We start from the raw sequence: 19,308 nt of genomic DNA on the forward strand, positions 1-19,308 counted from the left end.
AACTATAATTCCGCTTCACGCTCAACAACATCAAACCATGCGCCTGTACATGCAGATACCCGCCGCCGACGGCAGCGCCCCGCGCTATTATCACCTGCACCTGCAGGAGGACCTGCTCGAGGGCTGGAACCTGGTGCGCGAATGGGGTCACCAGGGCGCCGGGGGCCGCGTGATCAAGGATCATTACCCCGACCACGATCAGGCCATGGAGGCGCTCATGCGCCTGCGTGACGAGCAGATCAGGCGCGGCTACCGCATTGTTTTCATCCAGGGACAGGAGCAGCCTTGAACGCGGACGCCTCACAGCCGGACACACCGCCCGATTACGTCGCCGCACTGGACCTCGACTGCGACCCCTTTCAGGACCGCCATGAGGCGCGCTTCTTTTATGCCGACCCGGCACTGATGCAGCGCCTGGACCTGCTCCAGCACCTGACACGCTTCAGCGAGCAACTGCTGTATGTGCGTGCACCGGCGGGCGCCGGCAAGACCATGCTGCGGCAGCAGCTGCAGCTGCGGGCCGCCGAACACTGGCGCCTGTGCCAGCTCGACGGCGCAGCGGTGAACACAGCCGCCGAGCTCTATGTGCAACTCTCACACTGCTACCCCGATGCCGCCGCCGAGAACACCGAACACTTCGGCTCCGACCTGATCCACTACTGTCTCGGGCTGCAGCAGGTCGGACAGCTGGCCGTGCTGGTCATCGACAACGCCGAGCGCCTGCCCGCACCCGTACTCGAGGCCCTGCTGGGACTGGCCCGCTCCCCTGCCGAAACCCTCAAGGCCCTGCGCATCCTGATCTTCGCCACGCCCGAGCTCGATCCGACCCTGCAGTCGCTCAGCCTGAAAAGCCCGGGCGAGTCGCTGGTGCACACCCTGGACCTGCCGCCCTTCGACGAGCAGCAGAGCGCGGCCTACCTGATGTACCAGCTGGCCATCGCCGGCTATTCCGGCGACAGCCCCTTCAGCGCGACCGAGGTGCGGGCCATGCACAAGACGGCTGACGGCCGCCCCGGCGAACTCAACCGCCTGGCGCACGAAACCCTGCTGGAACAGGGGCTGCAGCGCGCTGCTGCCCGGCGGCCGGCCGGCCCGTCCCGGTCGCGGCGCGGGCGCTGGCTCACCGGGTACGCCCTGCTCGCCGTCGCCGGCATCGCCATCGGTCTCTGGCAGCTCGACACCCGCGCGCCGGCGCTGCCGGGCCTGGAGGAACAGACCCTGCAGCTGCCACCGGCCAACCCGCTCGCCGCCGGCATGGACACCCCGGCTCCGGGTCCGGATCCCGCCACCCCGAGTCCGCCGGACACGGAATCCGTATCCGAACCCGCGGATCCGGCGCAGGTCCCTGCGGCCGGTGAGACAACGGCCCTGGAGGCCGAGCCATCCCCGGCAGTACCGGCGCCTTCCGTCGGGGAGACACCGGCCGAGGCACCAGCGGCGCCCGCCCCGGAAGCCGCTGAGCCCGCGCCACCAGCGCCCCCGGAGCAGGCGACAGCACCCGCGCCGGAACCCCCGGCTGCGCAGGCCGCCCCGGCGCAAACACAGACCGAGGCTGCACCCGCGGCCGCTGCCCGGACGCGCGCATCCACCGATACTGACACCACGCCTGCACCGGACTGGCTGACCGACCAGCCCGCGGGCCACTACACCCTGCAGCTGCTGGGCGCCCGCGACCCGGAGACGGTCGAGCGCTTCCTCGCCCGCCATGGGGACGAGGCCGAACTGCACGCGATTCGCACCTGGCGCAAGGCTGCCGCCTGGCACATCGTGGTCACGGGAAGCTACCCGGATCGCGCCGCCGCCACGGCGGCCCGCGAGGCCCTGCCCGCAGCGCTGCGCCAACTCCAGCCCTGGCCGCGGCGCTTCGATCAGATCCGCGCGGAACTGCCCCCGGACGAGTGAGGCGCCGGCCGGATTCCCCGCGCCACCGCGTCCGCCCATCCCTGCTCAATGTCGGTTTGAACCGCCTGATCGGCGGCGCTATACTTGCCGACCGCTCGGGGTTTGCCTATCGAATCAGGGCACAGGCAGACCCGTGTCCACGGATCCTGGCCCGCGTCGCTCACCCCAATCCAGAGCGATGCGGGCTTACCCCGCCGCGGTCATTCCACAGTCTTCGAATTGGATTGAGAGAGGTTCTGACATGAGCCGAGGTGCATTGCCGCCCAGACAGGGGTTGTATGACCCGGAGAACGAGCACGACGCCTGCGGCGTCGGCTTCGTCGCCAACATCAAGGGCCGCAAGAGTCATGCGATCGTCCGCCAGGGCCTGCAGATCCTGGAAAACCTGACCCACCGCGGCGCCGTCGGGGCCGACCCGAAGGCCGGCGACGGGGCCGGTATCCTGATGCAGATCCCCGACGCCTTCCTGCGCGCGGAATGCACCGAACTGGGTTTCGAACTGCCTGCAGCGGGCGAGTACGGCGTCGGCATGATCTTCCTGCCCCGCGACGCCCGCGGCCGCGCCGAGTGCGAGGCCCTGCTGGAGGCCACCCTGGTCGAAGAGGGCCAGAACCTGCTGGGCTGGCGCGATGTGCCCACCGACGCCGGCTGCCTGGGCGAGAGCGTACTGCCCCTGGAACCGGTGGTCCGGCAGATCTTCATCCAACGCGGCGAGAACTGCGCCGATTATGCCGCCTTCGAGCGCAAACTGTTCATTATCCGAAAAGTGGTCGAGAACCAGGTCCTGGCCTCCGAATTCCCGGGCAAGGAGCAGTTCTATGTCAGTTCCCTGTCCAGTCAGACCCTGGTTTATAAAGGTATGCTGCTGGCCAACCAGGTCGACGCCTACTTCCAGGACCTGAAGGACGAGCGCGTGGTCTCGGCCCTGGCCCTGGTCCACCAGCGCTTCTCCACCAACACCTTCCCGTCCTGGGACCTGTCGCACCCGTTCCGGATGATCGCCCACAACGGCGAGATCAACACCCTGCGCGGCAACGTCAACTGGATGCGCGCACGCCGCCATTCCATGGCCTCGAAGCTGTTCGGCGACGACATCGACAAGATCTGGCCGCTGATCCCCGAGGGCCAGTCCGACTCGGCCAGCTTCGACAACGCGCTCGAACTGCTGGTGCTGGCCGGCTATTCGCTCTCCCACGCCATGATGATGCTGATCCCGGAGGCCTGGTCCGGCAACCCGCTGATGGACGAGGAGCGCCGCGCCTTCTACGAATACCATGCCGCCCTGATGGAACCCTGGGACGGCCCGGCCGCCGTGGCCTTCACCGACGGCCGCCAGATCGGTGCCACCCTGGACCGCAACGGCCTGCGTCCGGCGCGCTACCTCATCACCGACGACGACCTGGTGGTCATGGCCTCGGAGATGGGCGTGCTGGACATCCCGGAGGAGAAGATCGTCACCAAGTGGCGGCTGCAGCCGGGCAAGATGTTCCTCATCGACCTGGAGGAAGGGCGCATCATCGATGACGCCGAGATCAAGTCCGGCCTGGCCCGCGCCCATCCCTACCAGCAGTGGCTGGACAAGACCCAGATTCATCTGAAGAACCTGCCGGCCGCGGCCGAGGGCAACGGCGGCGACCCGGCCAGCCTGCTGGATCGCCAGCAGGCCTTCGGCTACACCCAGGAAGACCTGCGCATGCTGATGACGCCCATGGCCGCCACCGGCCAGGAGGCCATCGGCTCCATGGGCGCGGACAATCCGCTGGCGGTGCTGTCGAACAAGCCCAAGCCGCTGTTCAACTACTTCAAGCAGAACTTCGCCCAGGTCACCAACCCGCCGATCGACCCGATCCGCGAGGAGTTGGTCATGTCGCTGGTCTCGCTGATCGGCCCGCGGCCCAACCTGCTGGACCAGGACGCCGCCGGCAGCCACATGCGCCTGGAGGTGCATCAGCCGATCCTGACCAACAAGGACCTGGAGCGCATCCGCACCATCGAGAAGACCACCGACGGCGCCTTCCGCACCCAGACCCTGGACATCTGCTATGCGGCCGAGAGCGGCGCCGCCGGTATGGAAGCGGCCGTGGAGACGCTGTGCGGACAGGCCGAGGCCGCCGTGCGCGAGGGCTTCAACATCCTGATCCTGTCGGACCGTTCGGTCAGCGCCGAGCGCCTGCCGATCCCCGCCCTGCTCGCCACCAGCGCGGTGCACCACCACCTGGTGCGCCAGGGCCTGCGCACCGAGGCCGGCCTGGTGCTGGAATCCGGCGCGCCGCGCGAGGTGCACCACTTCTGCGTGCTGGCCGGCTACGGCGCCGAGGCAATCAACCCCTATCTCGCCTTCGAGACCCTGTCCTCGCTGCACGACTTCCCCGAGGGCGTGGAAGAGACCGACCTGCACAAGCGCTATATCAAGGCGGTGGGCAAGGGCATGCTCAAGGTCATGTCCAAGATGGGCATCTCCACCTACCAGTCCTACTGCGGCGCCCAGATCTTCGACGCCGTCGGCCTGCAGCAGCGCTTCGTCGACCGCTACTTCGCCGGCACCGCCTCCATGATCGAGGGCGCCGGACTGGCCGAGATCGCCGAGGAGACCGTGCGCTGCCACCGCGACGCCTTCGGCGATGCGCCCATCTACCGCAACGCCCTGGATGTCGGCGGCGACTACGCCTTCCGCATCCGCGGCGAGGATCACATCTGGACGCCGGACACCATCGGCAAGCTGCAGCATGCCGCGCGCGCCAACGACTTCAGGACCTTCGGCGAGTTCTCCAGGGCGATCAACGAACAGAGCGAGCGCCTGCTCACCCTGCGCGGCCTGTTCGAGTTCAAGTTCGCCAATGAGCCGGTGCCGCTGGACGAGGTCGAACCCGCGAAGGAGATCGTCAAGCGCTTCGCCACCGGCGCCATGTCCTTCGGCTCCATCTCCTGGGAGGCGCACACGACACTCGCCGTGGCCATGAACCGCATCGGCGGCAAGTCCAACACCGGCGAGGGCGGCGAGGAGCCGGCACGCTTCAAGCCGATGGACAACGGCGACTCCATGCGCTCGGCCATCAAGCAGGTCGCCTCGGGCCGCTTCGGCGTGACCGCCGAGTACCTGGTCAACGCCGACGACATCCAGATCAAGATGGCCCAGGGCGCCAAGCCCGGCGAGGGCGGCCAGCTGCCCGGCCACAAGGTCAACGAATGGATCGCCAAGGTGCGCCACTCCACCCCGGGCGTGGGCCTGATCTCGCCGCCGCCGCACCACGATATCTTCTCCATCGAGGATCTGGCGCAGCTGATCCACGACCTGAAGAACGTCAACCCCAAGGCCCGCATCAGCGTCAAGCTGGTCTCCGAGGTCGGCGTGGGCACAGTCGCCGCGGGCGTGTCCAAGGCGCATGCCGACCATGTGACCATCGCCGGCTATGACGGCGGCACCGGCGCCTCGCCGCTGACCTCCATCAAGCACGCCGGCAGCCCCTGGGAGATCGGCCTGGCTGAGACCCACCAGACCCTGGTGCTGAACCGCCTGCGCTCGCGCATCGCGGTGCAGGTCGACGGCGGCATGCGCACCGGCCGCGACGTGGTGGTGGGCGCGCTGCTGGGCGCCGACGAGTTCGGCTTCGCCACCGCGCCGCTGATCGTCGAGGGCTGCATCATGATGCGCAAGTGTCACCTCAACACCTGCCCGGTGGGCGTGGCCACCCAGGACCCGGAGCTGCGCAAGCGCTTCACCGGCAAGCCCGAGCACGTGGTCAACTACTTCTTCTTCGTCGCCGAGGAAGTGCGCCAGTTGATGGCGCAGCTGGGCTTTCGCAGCATGAACGAGATGATCGGCCGGCTGGACCGGCTCGACATGCGCAAGGCCATCGACCACTGGAAGGCACGCGGGCTGGACTACTCCCGCATCCTGTATATGCCGGCCGCGGCCGCCGACGAACCGCTGTACAACTGCGAGACCCAGGACCACGGCCTGGACCAGGCGCTGGACCAGCAGCTCATCGAGCAGGCCAGACCTGCGCTGGAACGCGGCGAACCGGTGAAGATCGCCTCCCCGGTGAAGAACATCAACCGCTCCGTGGGCGCCATGCTCTCCGGCGAGGTCGCCCGACGCTACGGCCACCAGGGCCTGCCGGAGGACAGCATCTACATCAAGCTCAATGGCATCGCCGGCCAGAGCTTCGGCGCCTGGGCCGCCCACGGCGTCACCCTGGAACTGGAAGGCGAGGCCAACGACTATGTCGGCAAGGGCCTGTCCGGCGGCCGGCTGGTGGTGTATCCGCCGAAGGTCAGCCGCTTCACTGCCGAGGACAACATCATCGTCGGCAACACCGTGCTCTACGGCGCCATCACCGGCGAGTGCTTCTTCCGCGGGGTGGCCGGCGAGCGCTTCGCCGTGCGCAACTCCGGCGCCCATGCCGTGGTCGAGGGCGTGGGCGATCACGGCTGCGAGTACATGACCGGCGGCGTGGTGGTGGTGCTGGGCGAGACCGGCCGCAACTTCGCCGCCGGCATGAGCGGCGGCGTGGCCTACGTGCTGGACGAAGACAGGACCTTCAAGGAGCGCTGCAATCTGGCCATGGTCGAACTCGAGCCGGTGCCGGAAGAGGACGTGGCCCTGGAGGCCCTGGAGCATCAGGGCGGCGACCTGGAGACCCACGGCAAGGTCGACATCAGCGACATGACCCGCTTCGATGCCCTGCGCCTGAAGCGGCTCATCCACAAGCACCTGCATTACACCAACAGTGAAGTGGCGCGCCGCATCCTGGACGACTGGGACAGCTACCTGCCCCGCTTCGTCAAGGTCATGCCGGTGGACTACCGCCGTGCGCTGGAGGATATGAAACAGTCCCAGGCGCAGGAACTGGCAGCCGCGGCCGGAGGAAAGTAAGTCTATGGGCAAGCCAACGGGTTTCATGGAGTATCCGCTCGTCGACCGCAGCTACCAGCCGGTCGAGCAGCGGCTCAAGCATTACCACGAATTCGTCATCCCGCTGAGCGAGGACCAGCTCAAGCTGCAGGGCGCGCGCTGCATGGACTGCGGCATCCCCTTCTGTCACCAGGGCTGCCCGGTCAACAACATCATTCCGGACTGGAACGATCTGGTGTATCACGGCGACTGGCAGCGTGCCAGCGAGGTGCTGCACTCGACCAACAACTTCCCCGAGTTCACCGGCCGCATCTGCCCGGCACCCTGCCAGGAGGCCTGCACCCTGAACATCGAGGACGAGCCGGTCACCATCAAGTCCATCGAATGCGCCATTGTCGACAAGGCCTTCGAGCAGGGCTGGATCCAGCCGCAGCCGCCGGAGGAGAAGACCGGCAAGCGGGTCGCCGTGGTCGGCTCCGGCCCGGCCGGCATGGCCTGCGCCCAGCAGTTGGCACGCGCCGGCCATGACGTGGTGCTGTTCGAGAAGGCCGACCGCATCGGCGGCCTGCTGCGTTACGGCATCCCCGACTTCAAGATGGACAAGCCCATCATCGACCGGCGCATGGAACAGATGGCCGCCGAGGGCGTGGAGTTCCGCCCCAACACCCATGTGGGCGTGGACATCCCGGCAAGGCAGCTGCTGGAGGAGTTCGACGCCGTCGCGCTCACCGGCGGCGCCGAGCAGCCGCGCGATCTGCCGGTCCCGGGCCGTGACCTGGACGGCGTGCATTTCGCCATGGACTTCCTGCCGCAGCAGAACAAGCGCGTGGCCGGCGACACCGTCCCCGAGCACCTGGCCATCACCGCCACGGACAAGCACGTCATCGTCATCGGCGGCGGCGATACCGGCTCGGACTGCATCGGCACCTCCAACCGCCAGGGCGCGAAATCGGTCACCCAGCTGGAGATCATGCCGAGGCCGCCGGAGAAGGAGGACAAGGGCCTGACCTGGCCGGAGTGGCCCAACAAACTGCGCACCTCCAGCTCGCACCAGGAAGGCTGCGAACGCATGTGGTCGGTTACCACCAGGGAACTGATCGGCAAGGATGGCCGGGTCACGACGATCAAGTGCGCAAAGGTCGACTGGAGCAGGGATGATCAGGGCCGCTGGCAGATGAGCGAAGTGCCCGACAGCGAATTCGAATTGCCCGCCGACCTGGTGCTGCTGGCCATGGGCTTCACCCAGCCGGTGCACCAGGGCATGCTGGATGAACTCGGCGTGGAGTATGACGGCCGCGGCAACGTCAAGGGCGAGACCGAGGGCGACAAGGCCTACCACACCTCGCTGGACAAGGTCTTCGCCGCCGGCGACATGCGCCGCGGCCAGTCGCTGGTGGTGTGGGCCATCCGTGAAGGCCGCCAGTGCGCCCGCGCCGTCGACGAGTACCTGATGGGATCATCAGATCTACCGCGATAAATTTTTGAACCGCCAAGACGCCAAGATGGAGACCTAAACCGCCAAGGCGCCAAGCACGCCAAGGAATACTGATCAATGCAGACTGGACCGATTAAACGCGGCTGACTGCACTGCGAATCACATACATGCTCTTGTTTTATAGTCTCCTGGCGTCCTTGGCGCCTTGGCGGTTTATCCATTTTCCTTGGCGCACTTGGCGTCTTGGCGGTTAACTCACATTATGTCAGAACTCAAGAACGATCGACTCATCAGGGCCCTGCTGCGCCAGCCGGTGGATGTCACGCCGGTATGGATGATGCGCCAGGCCGGGCGTTATCTGCCGGAGTACCGCGCCACGCGCGAGAAGGCGGGGGATTTTCTCACCCTGTGCAAGACGCCGGAACTGGCCTGCGAGGTCACCCTGCAGCCGCTGGAGCGGTTCCCGCTGGATGCCGCCATCCTGTTCTCCGATATCCTCACTGTCCCGGACGCCATGGGACTGGGGCTGTATTTCGAGGAAGGCGAAGGCCCGCGCTTCAGCCGTCCGGTGCGCGACCAGGCCGCGGTCGAAGCATTGGGCGTACCCGATCCGGAGCAGGAACTGGGCTATGTCATGGATGCCGTGCGGCTGATCCATCGCGAACTCGACGGCCGGGTTCCACTGATCGGCTTCAGCGGCAGCCCCTGGACCCTGGCCACCTACATGGTGGAAGGCGGCACCAGCAAGGACTTCGCCCACATCAAGGGCATGATGTACGACCGTCCCGACCTGATGCATCAGCTGCTGGGTACGACGGCCGATGCCGTCACCCTCTATCTCAATGCCCAGATCCGGGCCGGCGCCCAGGCGGTGATGATCTTCGACACCTGGGGCGGCGCACTCAGCCCGGCCTGCTATCGCGAGTTCTCGCTCGGGTACATGGCGCGCATCGTTCAGGGCCTGGAGCGCAACCACGCCGGTCAGACCATCCCCGTGATCCTGTTCACCAAGAACGGCGGTCAGTGGCTCGAAGCCATGGCCGCTGCCGGCCCCGACGCCCTCGGCCTGGACTGGACCACCGATCTCGGCGAGGCGCGCCGGCGGGTGGGCGACCGGGTCGCCCTGCAGGGCAACATGGATCCGGCGGTGCTCTATGCCGCGCCCGCACGCATCGAAGCCGAAGTGGAACGGATACTGGCCGATTACGGCTCGGGCAGCGGCCATGTCTTCAACCTCGGCCACGGCATTCATCCCCGGATCGACCCGGACCACGCCGCCGCCATGATCGAGGCCGTGCACCGGCTCAGCCCCGCCTACCACAGCTGACACCCGCCATCGTACGCACGGACCACAACCACATAAAACATGTCTGTAAAAGGCCTTTTATACAGCCAACTGCCCGAAAAGCCATTACAATCTGGTGACTCCTGCAGCAGAACCCACTGACAGCGGAAATCCGTTTTGGCCAGAACCACTACAAGCCGCTTCTCGACCTGGCTGAACCGCTCCAGCCTGCGTCAGCGCTATCTGGGCGCGGCGCTGGCCGTCTCGGCAACCATCCTGGCCGCTTCGCTGTACACCGACTATCACATCCGTCAGGCACAGGAACGCAGTACCCGCAATATCGAACATCGCAACCAGGTCCAGCTGGTCACCCGCTCCCTGCGCAATGACGTCTGGGGCACGGAATACGCGCTGCAGGCCTTTATCCTCACCCCGACCGCCTGGTACCGCGAAACCGTGCAGCTGCGCATCCGCTCGGCCCTGACGACCACGGAAAAACTCCAGGGACTGGAATGGCCGCAGCAGCAGGGGCTGGGCAGGACCCTCGACGAGATCGATCATGCCCTGCTCGAATTGAGTTCCGCGGCCAACCGGCTGATGGATATCCGTTCCGATGTCGAGCAGCTGTTCCCGGCCGCCCGCCTGATGGACGAGACCCTGGCCCCGGCCCGCACCGAATTCCTCACGGCGGTCCAACTCGCGTTGCAGGAACTGGAAACCGCCGTCCCGGATGCCGCGCGGCGTGAAATCCGCGACGAATTCGAGGCCGCTCAACTCTCCTGGCTGCAGATGGTCGGCGCCTTCCGCCTGTACGTGGTACGCCAGGCCGGCATCTACAGCGACACGGAAAAGGGGCTCAACGACGCCGCCCATGACATCAGCCTGCACCATGGCCAGGTACTCAAAACCCTGGAACGGCTGCATCAACTCAGATCGCAGCCGCAGTTCTCCCTGCAGGCAACGGAATCGCTGGAGCAGATGACCCGCAACGCCAGTGTCTGGTATCGGGCCTTCGAGCGCTTCCGCAGCCTGCGCCAGACCGGCCACTGGCGCGCCGACTTCCCCCTGATCAAGGACGAGATCCAGCCGTTGTTCGCCAGCATCTGGGACAACCTGGACCATATCGATGCCAGGGTGGAGGAAGCGGCCGTACGCGACGTCACCCACTGGAGCGCGCTGACGCACAACCTGCGCAACGGCATCATGCTGCTGGTTGCGCTGGTGCTGATCACCTTCGCCGTGGGCTACATCTTCTTCCAGCGCACCGTGCTCAGCCCGCTGTCCACGCTGACCCGGGCCATGAACCAGGTCGCCCACGGCCAGTACCAGGAACGCCTCCCCGCGCCCCGTAACCGCGAGACACGCAATCTGCTTGATGCCTTCCAGCACATGCAGCACATGATCGAACAGCGCCAGAACGAACTGCGCCATCAGACCCTGCATGACGGCCTGACCGGCCTGCCCAACCGCCTCCTGCTCAACGACCGCATGCAGCAGGCCCTGCTGATCTCGGCCCGCGACGGCAACCCCTTCTGCCTGCTGATGATGGATCTGGACCGGTTCAAGGAAATCAACGACACCCTCGGTCACCATGTCGGGGACGAGGTCCTGCGCGAGATCAGCCGCCGTCTCCACGATCTGCTGCGCCGCTCCGACACCGTTGCCCGTCTCGGCGGTGACGAGTTCGCCGTCCTCCTGCCCGAGACCGGCATACCCGAGGCCCAGGCCATTGCCGGCAAGATCGCCCAGTGCCTGGATCGAGCGATCAGCATCAACGACCAGCAACTGCTGGTGGATACCAGCATCGGCATCGCCGCCTACCCCGATCACGGCAGTGATATCGACACCCTGGTCAAACGCGCCGACGTGGCCATGTATGTCGCCAAGAACAACGGCCTGACGCACTCGGTCTACAGCTCCGAGCACGACCCGCACAGCGTCAGCCGGCTGGCCATGATCAGCGAACTGCGCCACAGCTTTCAGCACGACGAACTGGAGCTGCACTACCAGCCCAAGGTCGCCATCAGCAGCGGTGAACTGGTCGGCGTGGAGGCCCTGCTGCGCTGGCCGCGCTGGAACGATGTCAGCACCGACTACATCATCACCACCGCCGAGCAGACCGGATTGATTCGCCCACTCACCCAGTGGGTCATACGCCGCGCCCTGGAACAGCACCTGGCCTGGCAACGACTCAACATCAATCTGCCGATCGCCATCAACCTGTCGACCTGGAATCTGGAACACGCCGACATCGACGCCAACATCGGCGAACTGCTCGATGAGCTCGGCGTCCCGCCCGAATACCTGGAGTTGGAAATCACCGAGAACGCGATGCTCAAGAACCCGGAGCGCGCGCAGGAAATCCTGCAACGGCTCAGCCAGCGCGGCATCCGTCTGTCCATCGACGATTACGGCACCGGCTTCTCCTCACTGGCCTACCTCAAGCAGATGCCGGTGCGCGAAATCAAGATCGACCGCTCCTTCGTCTCAGATATGCTGGAAGACGAGAACGACGCGGTCATCGTCCGCTCCACCATCGACCTGGCCCATAACCTGGGACTCAAGGTGGTCGCCGAGGGGGTGGAAACCGCCGATATCTGGGATATGCTGCAGATTCTCGACTGCGATATCGCCCAGGGCCATTACATCGCCCGCCCCATGTCCGCCGCCCGGTTCACCGACTGGCTGCGCGAGCGGGCCCAGAAGCGCGCGGACACCCATCAGGACTCGGCATGATGCACTACACAGCACCCGGCGGACTCGGCATTGCACTCGCCCTTGCGCTGGCCGCTGCACCGGCAGCCGCGCGGGACGTCAACGGCAACTATGCCGTCTTCGGCAGCGGCAGCGGCGACTGCGAGGATTACCTGGACGCCCGCTACCGGGGCGGGGCGGATGAGCTGCTGTACGTGGAGTGGACCGCCGGCCACCTGTCCGCCTACAACCTGCTGCTGGACAATACCTACAACATTCTCGGCACCACCAATCCCTTCGACTTCATGGCCCGGCTGGATGCCTGGTGTCGCCAGCACCGTGACGCAGCCTTCACCGTGGCGGTGGCCCGGCAGATGGAAGATCTGTTCGACGAACGCCAGAACCTCGCTCCGCAGGAAGACGGCGGCTGGGAGAACTGGATCGAGCAGTTCGGCGGCAGGGGGCAGACACAGGAAGAGGCGGAGTGAACACCCTCATCACATAAGCGGGTTACACTGCAGTCAGGTATTTTGACACGCCCACCAATACACCGTCATTCCCGCGAAGGCGGGAATCCATATCCCGCCGCGGCTTCTGGATCCCCGCCTTCGCGGGGATGACGGAGTCCATTAGCGCAGTTCTGCCAGCAGGCTCTCCATCATGCGCACGGCCTGGCCGTGATAGCCGCCGCCGAACAGGTTGAGGTGGTTGAGGACGTGATAGAGGTTGTAGAGCTGCTTGCGCACCGGGTAACCGGCATCCAGCGGCCAGGCATCCTCGTAGGCGGCGTAGAAATCCCGCCCGAAGCCGCCGAACAACTCGGTCATGGCCAGATCGGCCTCCCTGTCTCCAAAGTAGACCGCCGGATCGAAGATCACCGGCTCACCCGAGTCGAGCACAGCATGATTGCCGCCCCAGAGATCGCCGTGAAGCAGGCTGGGCACCGGCGTGTAATCCACGAACAGGGCAGGGAAGCGATCCATGAGTTGTGCACCCAGCCGCTGCAGTTCACCCCCGTGACCCTCGCGCCCGGCCTGTTCCAGCTGGAAGCCCAGCCGCCTGTCGCGCCAGAAAGCAATCCAGTCACTGTCCTGCGGCGTGTTGATCTGCGGCGTGGAGCCGATGGTGTTGTCGCGATGCCAGCCGAAGGCCTCCCGCGTGGTACGGTGCATCCGCGCCAGCTGTTCACCCAGCCGACCCGCGGCCCCGCTACCGCGGCCGAATTCCAGATACTCCATGACCAGGTAACAGTGCCCGCCGGCCACTCCCCAGCACACCGGCGCCGGCGCCCGCACCGTGTTGCTGGCGACGATCTCGTTCAGGCCCTCGGCCTCGGCCTCGAACATGCCGGCCAACCCGGCGCGGTTGGTCTTGACGAAAAAGGCGCAGCCGTCGCCCTCCACCCGGAAGGCCTGGCTGATGCAGCCGCCGCCGACGCCGCGGCCGGCATCGGTGCCGACATCCACGCCGGTGTGCTCACGGATATCGGACTGGATCTGCTGCCACAGGGACATGGAACTGGAAGCGGGTCATGGGCGAGCCACGAGGATAACGTGACGCTGGCGGTCGCTCAACAGTGAGGGCGGCTTACAACGCAGAGGTCGCAGAGGCGCACAGATAATTATGCAATGCAGGTTGGGCTGGACAAATTGGAGTCCAGCCCACGAAGCTGTTTGTCAGCGTCATTGCGATGCCCAGATCCGAAGGGTGGAGCACCCATAATGAAGCCTGAAGGGATTCTATGGGAGCGGCGCGGCAATCGCGTACGGTGGGTTCAGTCGTTCAGGGATTGCCACGTCACTTCGCTCCTCGCAATGACGATCCCATCAGAACCAACTTAAAAACTTTGCGTCTCCGCGCCTTTGCGTCCTCTGCGTTATTGCCACAACAGCAAAGGAATCACCCCGCCATCGCGGCGGCCAGGCGCTGGTGCAGCGGGCTGTGGCGGGGGAAATGGGCGCGCAGGAACTCCATCTGGTCGGCCATCACCCGTTTGCCCTGCAGGTAGATGTACTCGGCATGGGTGGGAATGAAGGGCACTGCCAGCAGTTCCATGTTGGCCTCTTCGGGACGGCGGCCGGCCTTGTGATTGTTGCAGCGCTTGCAGGCGGTGACCACATTGTTCCAGGTATCGGCCCCGCCCTGGCTGATGGGCGTGACATGATCGCGCGACAACTCCCGGGTGGGAAACTGTTCGCCGCAGTACAGGCACAACTGGGCATCGCGTTTGAACAGGGTACGGTTGTTGAGGGGCGGGGTGTAGCTGTCGCGGTTCTTCTGCAGCGCGGTGTGATTGCCGTGGGTGGCGATGATGGAATTGACCTCGACCAGGCTCTGCCTCCGGGTCCGGGCGTTGATGCCGCCGCGGATGCGGAAGATCACACTGCCGCAGGCGTAGGCGACCTGACCGAGATGATAGAGTCGGACCGCCTCGCGATAGTCGACCCACTCCAGCGGCATGCCGCCGGCGTCGGTCCTGAGTACCTGATGCGACAAATCCTGCGACATGGTCGAGTCCTCGTCATACCGGAGGACTCTTTATCTCAGAAGTCCCCGGAAAAGTAAACTGCTTCAACCCGGTCTTTGCTTTTGAACCGGCTGATATTACTGAGTTTATTTGCGCCGACATTGCTGCACGGCGCTACCGATTGAAGCATCGTGGCATGACACCCATGTGTCCACGGGGGAATTTTTCCCCGATATTCAATCGCTCAGCTGAATCCGTTATCATGGCGTGCTTTTGGGGAAGGGACAAAGCCGGCCCTTCCCGCCCGTGACAACCGGACAGCCGGAGACGGAGAGACAACAATGCCGATACGCGTGGCCGTACCCAAGGAAACCCTCGAAGGCGAATGCCGGGTGGCGCTCGATCCGGTCGTGGCCAAGCGCTTTGCCGCGCTGGGCTGCGAGGTCCGGATGGAGCACGACGCCGGGGCCGGCGCCCATTATGTGGATGACGACTACGAGGACGTCGGTTTCGTCACCGACAAGGCCGAACTGCTTGCCAGTGCCGATGTGGTCCTCAAGGTCCAGCCGCCGACCGAGGACGAGATCAAGCAGATGGCCGAGGGCAGCATCGTCGTCGGCTTCATGTCCCCGTACCGGTTCCCGGACCGGGTCAAGCTGATGCGCGACCGGAAAATCACCAGCTTCGCCATGGAACTGATCCCCCGCATCTCGCGCGCCCAGAGCATGGACGCATTGTCCTCCCAGGCCGCCGTAGCCGGCTACAAGGCCGCCATCATGGCCGCCGACCGTACCGGGCGCTTCTTTCCCATGCTGACCACCGCCGCCGGCACCATCCGGCCGGCGAAAGTACTGGTCATCGGCGCCGGTGTCGCCGGCCTGCAGGCCATCGCCACGGCCAAGCGCCTGGGCGCGGTGGTCGAGGCCTACGACGTGCGTTCGGCCACCCGCGAGCAGGTACAGTCGCTGGGCGCGAAGTACATCGAAACCGGTGTCGCCGCCGAGGGCGAGGGCGGCTATGCCCGCGAACTGACCGAGGAGGAGAAGCGCAAGCAGCTGGAGGTCCTGGCCAAGCACATCACCCAGGCCGATGCCGTGATCACCACCGCCGCCATCCCCGGCAAGCCCTCGCCGAAGATCATCAGCCAGGAAATGGTCGACAACATGAAGGTCGGCTCGGTCATCATCGACCTGGCCGCCGAGGGCGGCGGCAACTGCGAAGTCACCAAACCGGGCGAGGACTACGTCTACGGCTGCGTGCGCGTCTACGGCCCCTTCAACGTGCCCGCCATGCTGCCGGTACACGCCTCCGACATGTACGCCAAGAACCTGCTCAACTTCCTCACCCCCATGATCGAGGAAGGCGAACTCAAGCTCGACTGGGAAGATCAGGTCATCCACGACTCGGCGCTGACCCACGACGGCGAAATCAGGCACGAACCCACCCGCGCCCTAGTGGAAGGAGACGCGTCATGATCGAAGGCTTCACCGCACTCTACATCTTCATGCTGGCCGCCTTTACCGGCTACGAGGTCATCGCCCGGGTTCCGGTCATCCTCCACACTCCGCTGATGTCGGGCTCGAACTTCGTCCACGGCATCGTGCTGGTGGGTGCCATGGTGGCCATGGGCCACGCCGACACCGACATGGAGCGCTTCATCGGCTTCATCGGCGTGATGCTGGCCGCGGGCAACGCGGTCGGCGGCTACGTGGTCACCGAGCGCATGCTCGAGATGTTCAAGAGCAGCAAGGAGGACCGCAAATGATCGAGCTGAGTTATTTCGCGGCCGCGGTCCTGTTCATCCTCGGCCTCAAGCGCATGAGCTCGCCGAAGACGGCGCGCGGCGGCATCGTCTGGGCCGGCGCCGGCATGGTGGTGGCCACCTTCGCCACCTTCTTCATGCCGGGCATGGGCAACTACGGCCTGATGATCCTGGCCATGCTGATCGGCGGCGGCGCGGCCTGGTATACCGGCAAGAAGGTCGCCATGACCGACATGCCGCAGATGATCGCCATCTATAACGGCATGGGCGGCGGTGCGGCCGCCGCCATCGCCGCGGTGGAACTGCTCAAGGGCCACTTCGACAACAGCACCTTCCAGGTGCTGGCCGTTGCCGGCGCCCTGATCGGTTCGGTGGCCTTCTCCGGCTCCATGATCGCCTTCGCCAAGCTGCAGGGGCTGATGAAGAAGTCCTTCCACTTCCCCAGCCAGCAGATGATAAACCTGGTCGTGTTCGGCCTGGCCATCGCCTTCGGCCTCTACGTGATGTTCGCCGAGGCCCCGGGCGGCTTCGCGCTGTTCATGTTCTTCGCCCTGGCACTGGCCTTCGGCGTGCTCATGACCCTGCCCATCGGCGGCGCCGACATGCCGGTGGTGATCTCGCTGTACAACGCCCTGACCGGACTGGCCGTGGCCTTCGAGGGTTTCGTGCTCGGCAATGCCGCCATGATCATCGCCGGCACCGTGGTCGGCTCGGCCGGCACCCTGCTCACCCAGCTGATGGCCAGGGCGATGAACCGGCCGCTGTCCAACGTGCTGTTCTCCGGCTTCGGCGCGGTCGAGGCCGAGAGCAGCGCCGGCCCCGAGGGCGAGATGAAGGAGATCGGCGCCTCCGATGCCGCGGTGATGATGGCCTTCGCCAACAAGGTGATCATCGTGCCCGGCTACGGCCTGGCCGTGGCCCAGGCCCAGCACAAGATCTGGGAGCTGACCGAGATGCTGGAGGAGCACGGAGTGGACGTGAAGTTCGCCATCCATCCTGTGGCCGGCCGCATGCCGGGCCACATGAACGTGCTGCTGGCCGAGGCCGGCGTGCCCTACGACAAGATCTACGACCTGGAGGAAATCAACGCCGAGTTCCCGCAGGCCGACGTGGCCCTGGTGATCGGCGCCAACGACGTGGTCAACCCGGTGGCACGCAACGACAAGTCCAGCCCCATCTACGGCATGCCAATCCTCAATGCCGACCAGGCGAAGAACGTGATCGTGGTCAAGCGCGGCCGCGGCCGCGGCTTCTCCGGCATCGAGAACGGGCTGTTCTTCCTCGACAACACGCGTATGCTCTATGGCGACGGCCAGGAGGTAGCGGCCAAGCTGATTGCCGAGGTCAAACAGCTGTAACTGCAGCCGCAACTGCAGTCACGACCCGACAGAAAGCTCGGCCGCGCCGGGCTTTTTGTTTCTGCAACCCCAATGACGGAACAGGCGCCATGGCAACCCCCACATCAGTCGCGCGCTACACCTGCATCCTTGCCGGCTGGCTGACCGCCGCTGCTGCCCACGCCTTTCCCACCGATCTTGACCAGTGCCTGCTCGAACAGTTGAAGACCGCGCCTGACGAAGCCACCGTGGCCGAGCTCAAGGCCGTCTGCCTGGAGTCGCTCCTGCCGCTGACCGGGCAGGGGCCGGATACGCCGGCTGCCGCGACGGCCGCACCGTCGCCCGCCGCCGGGGAAAAGGCCGCCGCCGAATCGCACACCTCCCCGCTGGAGACCCGCATCACCCTGGAGCGCGCCACGGCGGCGAACCCCTTCGTCATCACGCCGCACCGGCCCAACTACCTGCTGCCGGCCACCTACAGCTTCTCGCCCAACAGTGATCCCTTCGACATCAGTTCGGGCGAACTGCAGAAGTGGGAGATCAAGTTCCAACTCAGCTTCAAGTTCCCCCTGGTCCGCGGCCTGTTCAATGACCGCGGCACCCTGTTCATGGCCTATACCAACCAGTCCTACTGGCAGGCCTACAACCGCAAGTTCTCCTCGCCCTTCCGCGAGACCAATCACGAGCCCGAGCTGTTCCTGACCTACCTGCCGGATTATTCGCTGCTGGGCTTCGATGCCCGCGTCCTTCAGTTCGGCGTTTCGCACCAGTCCAACGGCCAGAGCAACGAGCTCTCACGCAGCTGGAACCGCGTCTACGCCGATCTGGTATTCGAGCGCGGCAACTTCGCCTTCAGCCTCAAACCCTGGTACCGCATCCCGGAACAGAAGAAGAGCAGCCCGACCGATGCCACCGGTGACGACAACCCCGACATCGAGGACTACATGGGCTACGGCGAATTCCGCCTCGCCTACAAGCTGGACGGCCATTCCCTGAGCCTGATGCTGCGCAGCAATCTCAGCCGCAGCGATCCGCGCGGGGCGCTCGAACTGGGCTGGTCCTTCCCCCTGACCCGCAAGCTCAAGGGCTACGCCCAGTACTTCGACGGCTACGGCGAGAGCCTGATCGACTACGATGCCCACATCCGCCGCATCGGCATCGGCATCGCGCTGACCGACTGGTTGTAGACTGGCTGTTAGCCCGCCACCGGCCGGATATGATGCGCTAACCCCGAGTACACGCCCGGCGGAGCGCCGGTTTATAACCGGGTTATACACCGGTCGGCCTCGCCCCCGGAGGGCACGCAAAAGGAACAGGGATCAGCGGTGATTTCAAGCTTGATTTTTCTTTCCCGCCCGGTTTATACACAAGCTGCAAGCAAACCCGACCCTTTCGCGTCAGACGCCCGTCGCCACTCCGGCCCAACGGCGGGATTTTTACAACACACTGTTTTATAACAATAAAAATCACTGGTGACAAAATGAGCAAATTAACACAAATGCAACAAATACAGGCCCTGGACCCCTTTAGCCCCATTCGTTCCACAAAGTTATCCACAGTTTTTGTGGATA

13 protein-coding genes are annotated in these 19,308 nt (G+C 65.3%); 11 read left to right on the forward strand and 2 right to left on the reverse strand.

Annotated features, from left to right (window positions below):
* Positions 1-49: 49 nt before the first annotated feature.
* The 7 genes from CFK21_RS00370 (at position 50) to CFK21_RS00400 (ending at position 12,659) form a co-directional block, all read left to right on the forward strand.
* Positions 50-289: a WGR domain-containing protein gene (locus CFK21_RS00370; RefSeq protein WP_157745196.1), complete on the forward strand. Its 240-nt coding sequence runs from the start codon at positions 50-52 to the stop codon at positions 287-289.
* A complete protein-coding gene (locus tag CFK21_RS00375; RefSeq protein ID WP_096363631.1) occupies positions 286-1,902 on the forward strand; it encodes an AAA family ATPase in 1,617 nt (538 codons plus the stop codon). The genes CFK21_RS00370 and CFK21_RS00375 overlap by 4 nt, the downstream gene beginning before the upstream one ends.
* A 241-nt stretch (positions 1,903-2,143) precedes the next feature.
* Positions 2,144-6,778 carry a glutamate synthase large subunit gene (gltB, locus tag CFK21_RS00380; protein WP_096363633.1) on the forward strand — a complete coding sequence of 1,545 codons (4,635 nt, stop codon included), beginning with the start codon at positions 2,144-2,146 and terminating at the stop codon, positions 6,776-6,778.
* A 4-nt stretch (positions 6,779-6,782) separates the two neighbouring features.
* On the forward strand, positions 6,783-8,234 hold the full coding sequence (locus CFK21_RS00385) for a glutamate synthase subunit beta (RefSeq protein ID WP_096363635.1): 1,452 nt from the start codon (positions 6,783-6,785) through the stop codon (positions 8,232-8,234).
* 220 nt (positions 8,235-8,454) lie between these two features.
* Positions 8,455-9,519, forward strand: coding sequence for a uroporphyrinogen decarboxylase (gene hemE / locus CFK21_RS00390; protein ID WP_096363637.1), 1,065 nt, complete (start codon positions 8,455-8,457; stop codon positions 9,517-9,519).
* A 135-nt stretch (positions 9,520-9,654) separates the two neighbouring features.
* The gene (locus tag CFK21_RS00395) at positions 9,655-12,213 is read left to right on the forward strand and encodes a putative bifunctional diguanylate cyclase/phosphodiesterase (RefSeq protein ID WP_096363639.1); all 2,559 of its coding nucleotides are present in this window, start codon (positions 9,655-9,657) and stop codon (positions 12,211-12,213) included.
* Positions 12,210-12,659, forward strand: coding sequence for a hypothetical protein (locus CFK21_RS00400; protein ID WP_096363641.1), 450 nt, complete (start codon positions 12,210-12,212; stop codon positions 12,657-12,659). The genes CFK21_RS00395 and CFK21_RS00400 overlap by 4 nt, the downstream gene beginning before the upstream one ends.
* Positions 12,660-12,800: 141 nt before the next feature.
* On the opposite strand, the gene CFK21_RS00405 is transcribed toward CFK21_RS00400, so the two are convergent.
* Positions 12,801-13,685, reverse strand: a complete 885-nt coding sequence (locus CFK21_RS00405) for a fructosamine kinase family protein (RefSeq protein ID WP_096363643.1) — start codon at positions 13,683-13,685, stop codon at positions 12,801-12,803.
* A gap of 385 nt (positions 13,686-14,070) precedes the next feature.
* Complete coding sequence (locus CFK21_RS00410; RefSeq protein WP_096363645.1) at positions 14,071-14,679, reverse strand: HNH endonuclease; 609 nt, start codon at positions 14,677-14,679, stop codon at positions 14,071-14,073.
* Between the two features lie 300 nt (positions 14,680-14,979).
* Here CFK21_RS00410 and CFK21_RS00415 point away from each other — a divergent pair, with 300 nt between their 5' ends.
* From CFK21_RS00415 to CFK21_RS00430, 4 genes are all read left to right on the forward strand, one after another.
* Positions 14,980-16,113: a Re/Si-specific NAD(P)(+) transhydrogenase subunit alpha gene (locus tag CFK21_RS00415; protein WP_096363647.1), complete on the forward strand. Its 1,134-nt coding sequence runs from the start codon at positions 14,980-14,982 to the stop codon at positions 16,111-16,113.
* On the forward strand, positions 16,110-16,403 hold the full coding sequence (locus CFK21_RS00420) for an NAD(P) transhydrogenase subunit alpha (protein ID WP_096363649.1): 294 nt from the start codon (positions 16,110-16,112) through the stop codon (positions 16,401-16,403). Before CFK21_RS00415 ends, CFK21_RS00420 begins: the two co-directional genes overlap by 4 nt.
* Positions 16,400-17,758: an NAD(P)(+) transhydrogenase (Re/Si-specific) subunit beta gene (locus CFK21_RS00425; RefSeq protein WP_096363651.1), complete on the forward strand. Its 1,359-nt coding sequence runs from the start codon at positions 16,400-16,402 to the stop codon at positions 17,756-17,758. Before CFK21_RS00420 ends, CFK21_RS00425 begins: the two co-directional genes overlap by 4 nt.
* An 89-nt stretch (positions 17,759-17,847) precedes the next feature.
* Positions 17,848-18,924, forward strand: coding sequence for a phospholipase A (locus CFK21_RS00430; RefSeq protein WP_096363653.1), 1,077 nt, complete (start codon positions 17,848-17,850; stop codon positions 18,922-18,924).
* Positions 18,925-19,308: the final 384 nt, after the last annotated feature.

The sequence above is a fragment of the Thiohalobacter thiocyanaticus genome (assembly GCF_002356355.1).
Lineage (GTDB): Bacteria > Pseudomonadota > Gammaproteobacteria > Thiohalobacterales > Thiohalobacteraceae > Thiohalobacter > Thiohalobacter thiocyanaticus_A.

Excerpts from the sequence above, each read along its gene's own strand:
- CFK21_RS00370 (WP_157745196.1), top strand. The coding sequence starts at position 50 with ATGCAGATACCCGCCGCCGACGGCAGCGCCCCGCGCTATTATCACCTG.
- gltB (WP_096363633.1), top strand. The coding sequence starts at position 2,144 with ATGAGCCGAGGTGCATTGCCGCCCAGACAGGGGTTGTATGACCCGGAG.
- CFK21_RS00385 (WP_096363635.1), top strand. The coding sequence starts at position 6,783 with ATGGGCAAGCCAACGGGTTTCATGGAGTATCCGCTCGTCGACCGCAGC.
- hemE (WP_096363637.1), top strand. The coding sequence starts at position 8,455 with ATGTCAGAACTCAAGAACGATCGACTCATCAGGGCCCTGCTGCGCCAG.
- CFK21_RS00400 (WP_096363641.1), top strand. The coding sequence starts at position 12,210 with ATGATGCACTACACAGCACCCGGCGGACTCGGCATTGCACTCGCCCTT.
- CFK21_RS00405 (WP_096363643.1), bottom strand. The coding sequence starts at position 13,685 with ATGTCCCTGTGGCAGCAGATCCAGTCCGATATCCGTGAGCACACCGGC.
- CFK21_RS00410 (WP_096363645.1), bottom strand. The coding sequence starts at position 14,679 with ATGTCGCAGGATTTGTCGCATCAGGTACTCAGGACCGACGCCGGCGGC.
- CFK21_RS00415 (WP_096363647.1), top strand. The coding sequence starts at position 14,980 with ATGCCGATACGCGTGGCCGTACCCAAGGAAACCCTCGAAGGCGAATGC.
- CFK21_RS00420 (WP_096363649.1), top strand. The coding sequence starts at position 16,110 with ATGATCGAAGGCTTCACCGCACTCTACATCTTCATGCTGGCCGCCTTT.
- CFK21_RS00425 (WP_096363651.1), top strand. The coding sequence starts at position 16,400 with ATGATCGAGCTGAGTTATTTCGCGGCCGCGGTCCTGTTCATCCTCGGC.
- CFK21_RS00430 (WP_096363653.1), top strand. The coding sequence starts at position 17,848 with ATGGCAACCCCCACATCAGTCGCGCGCTACACCTGCATCCTTGCCGGC.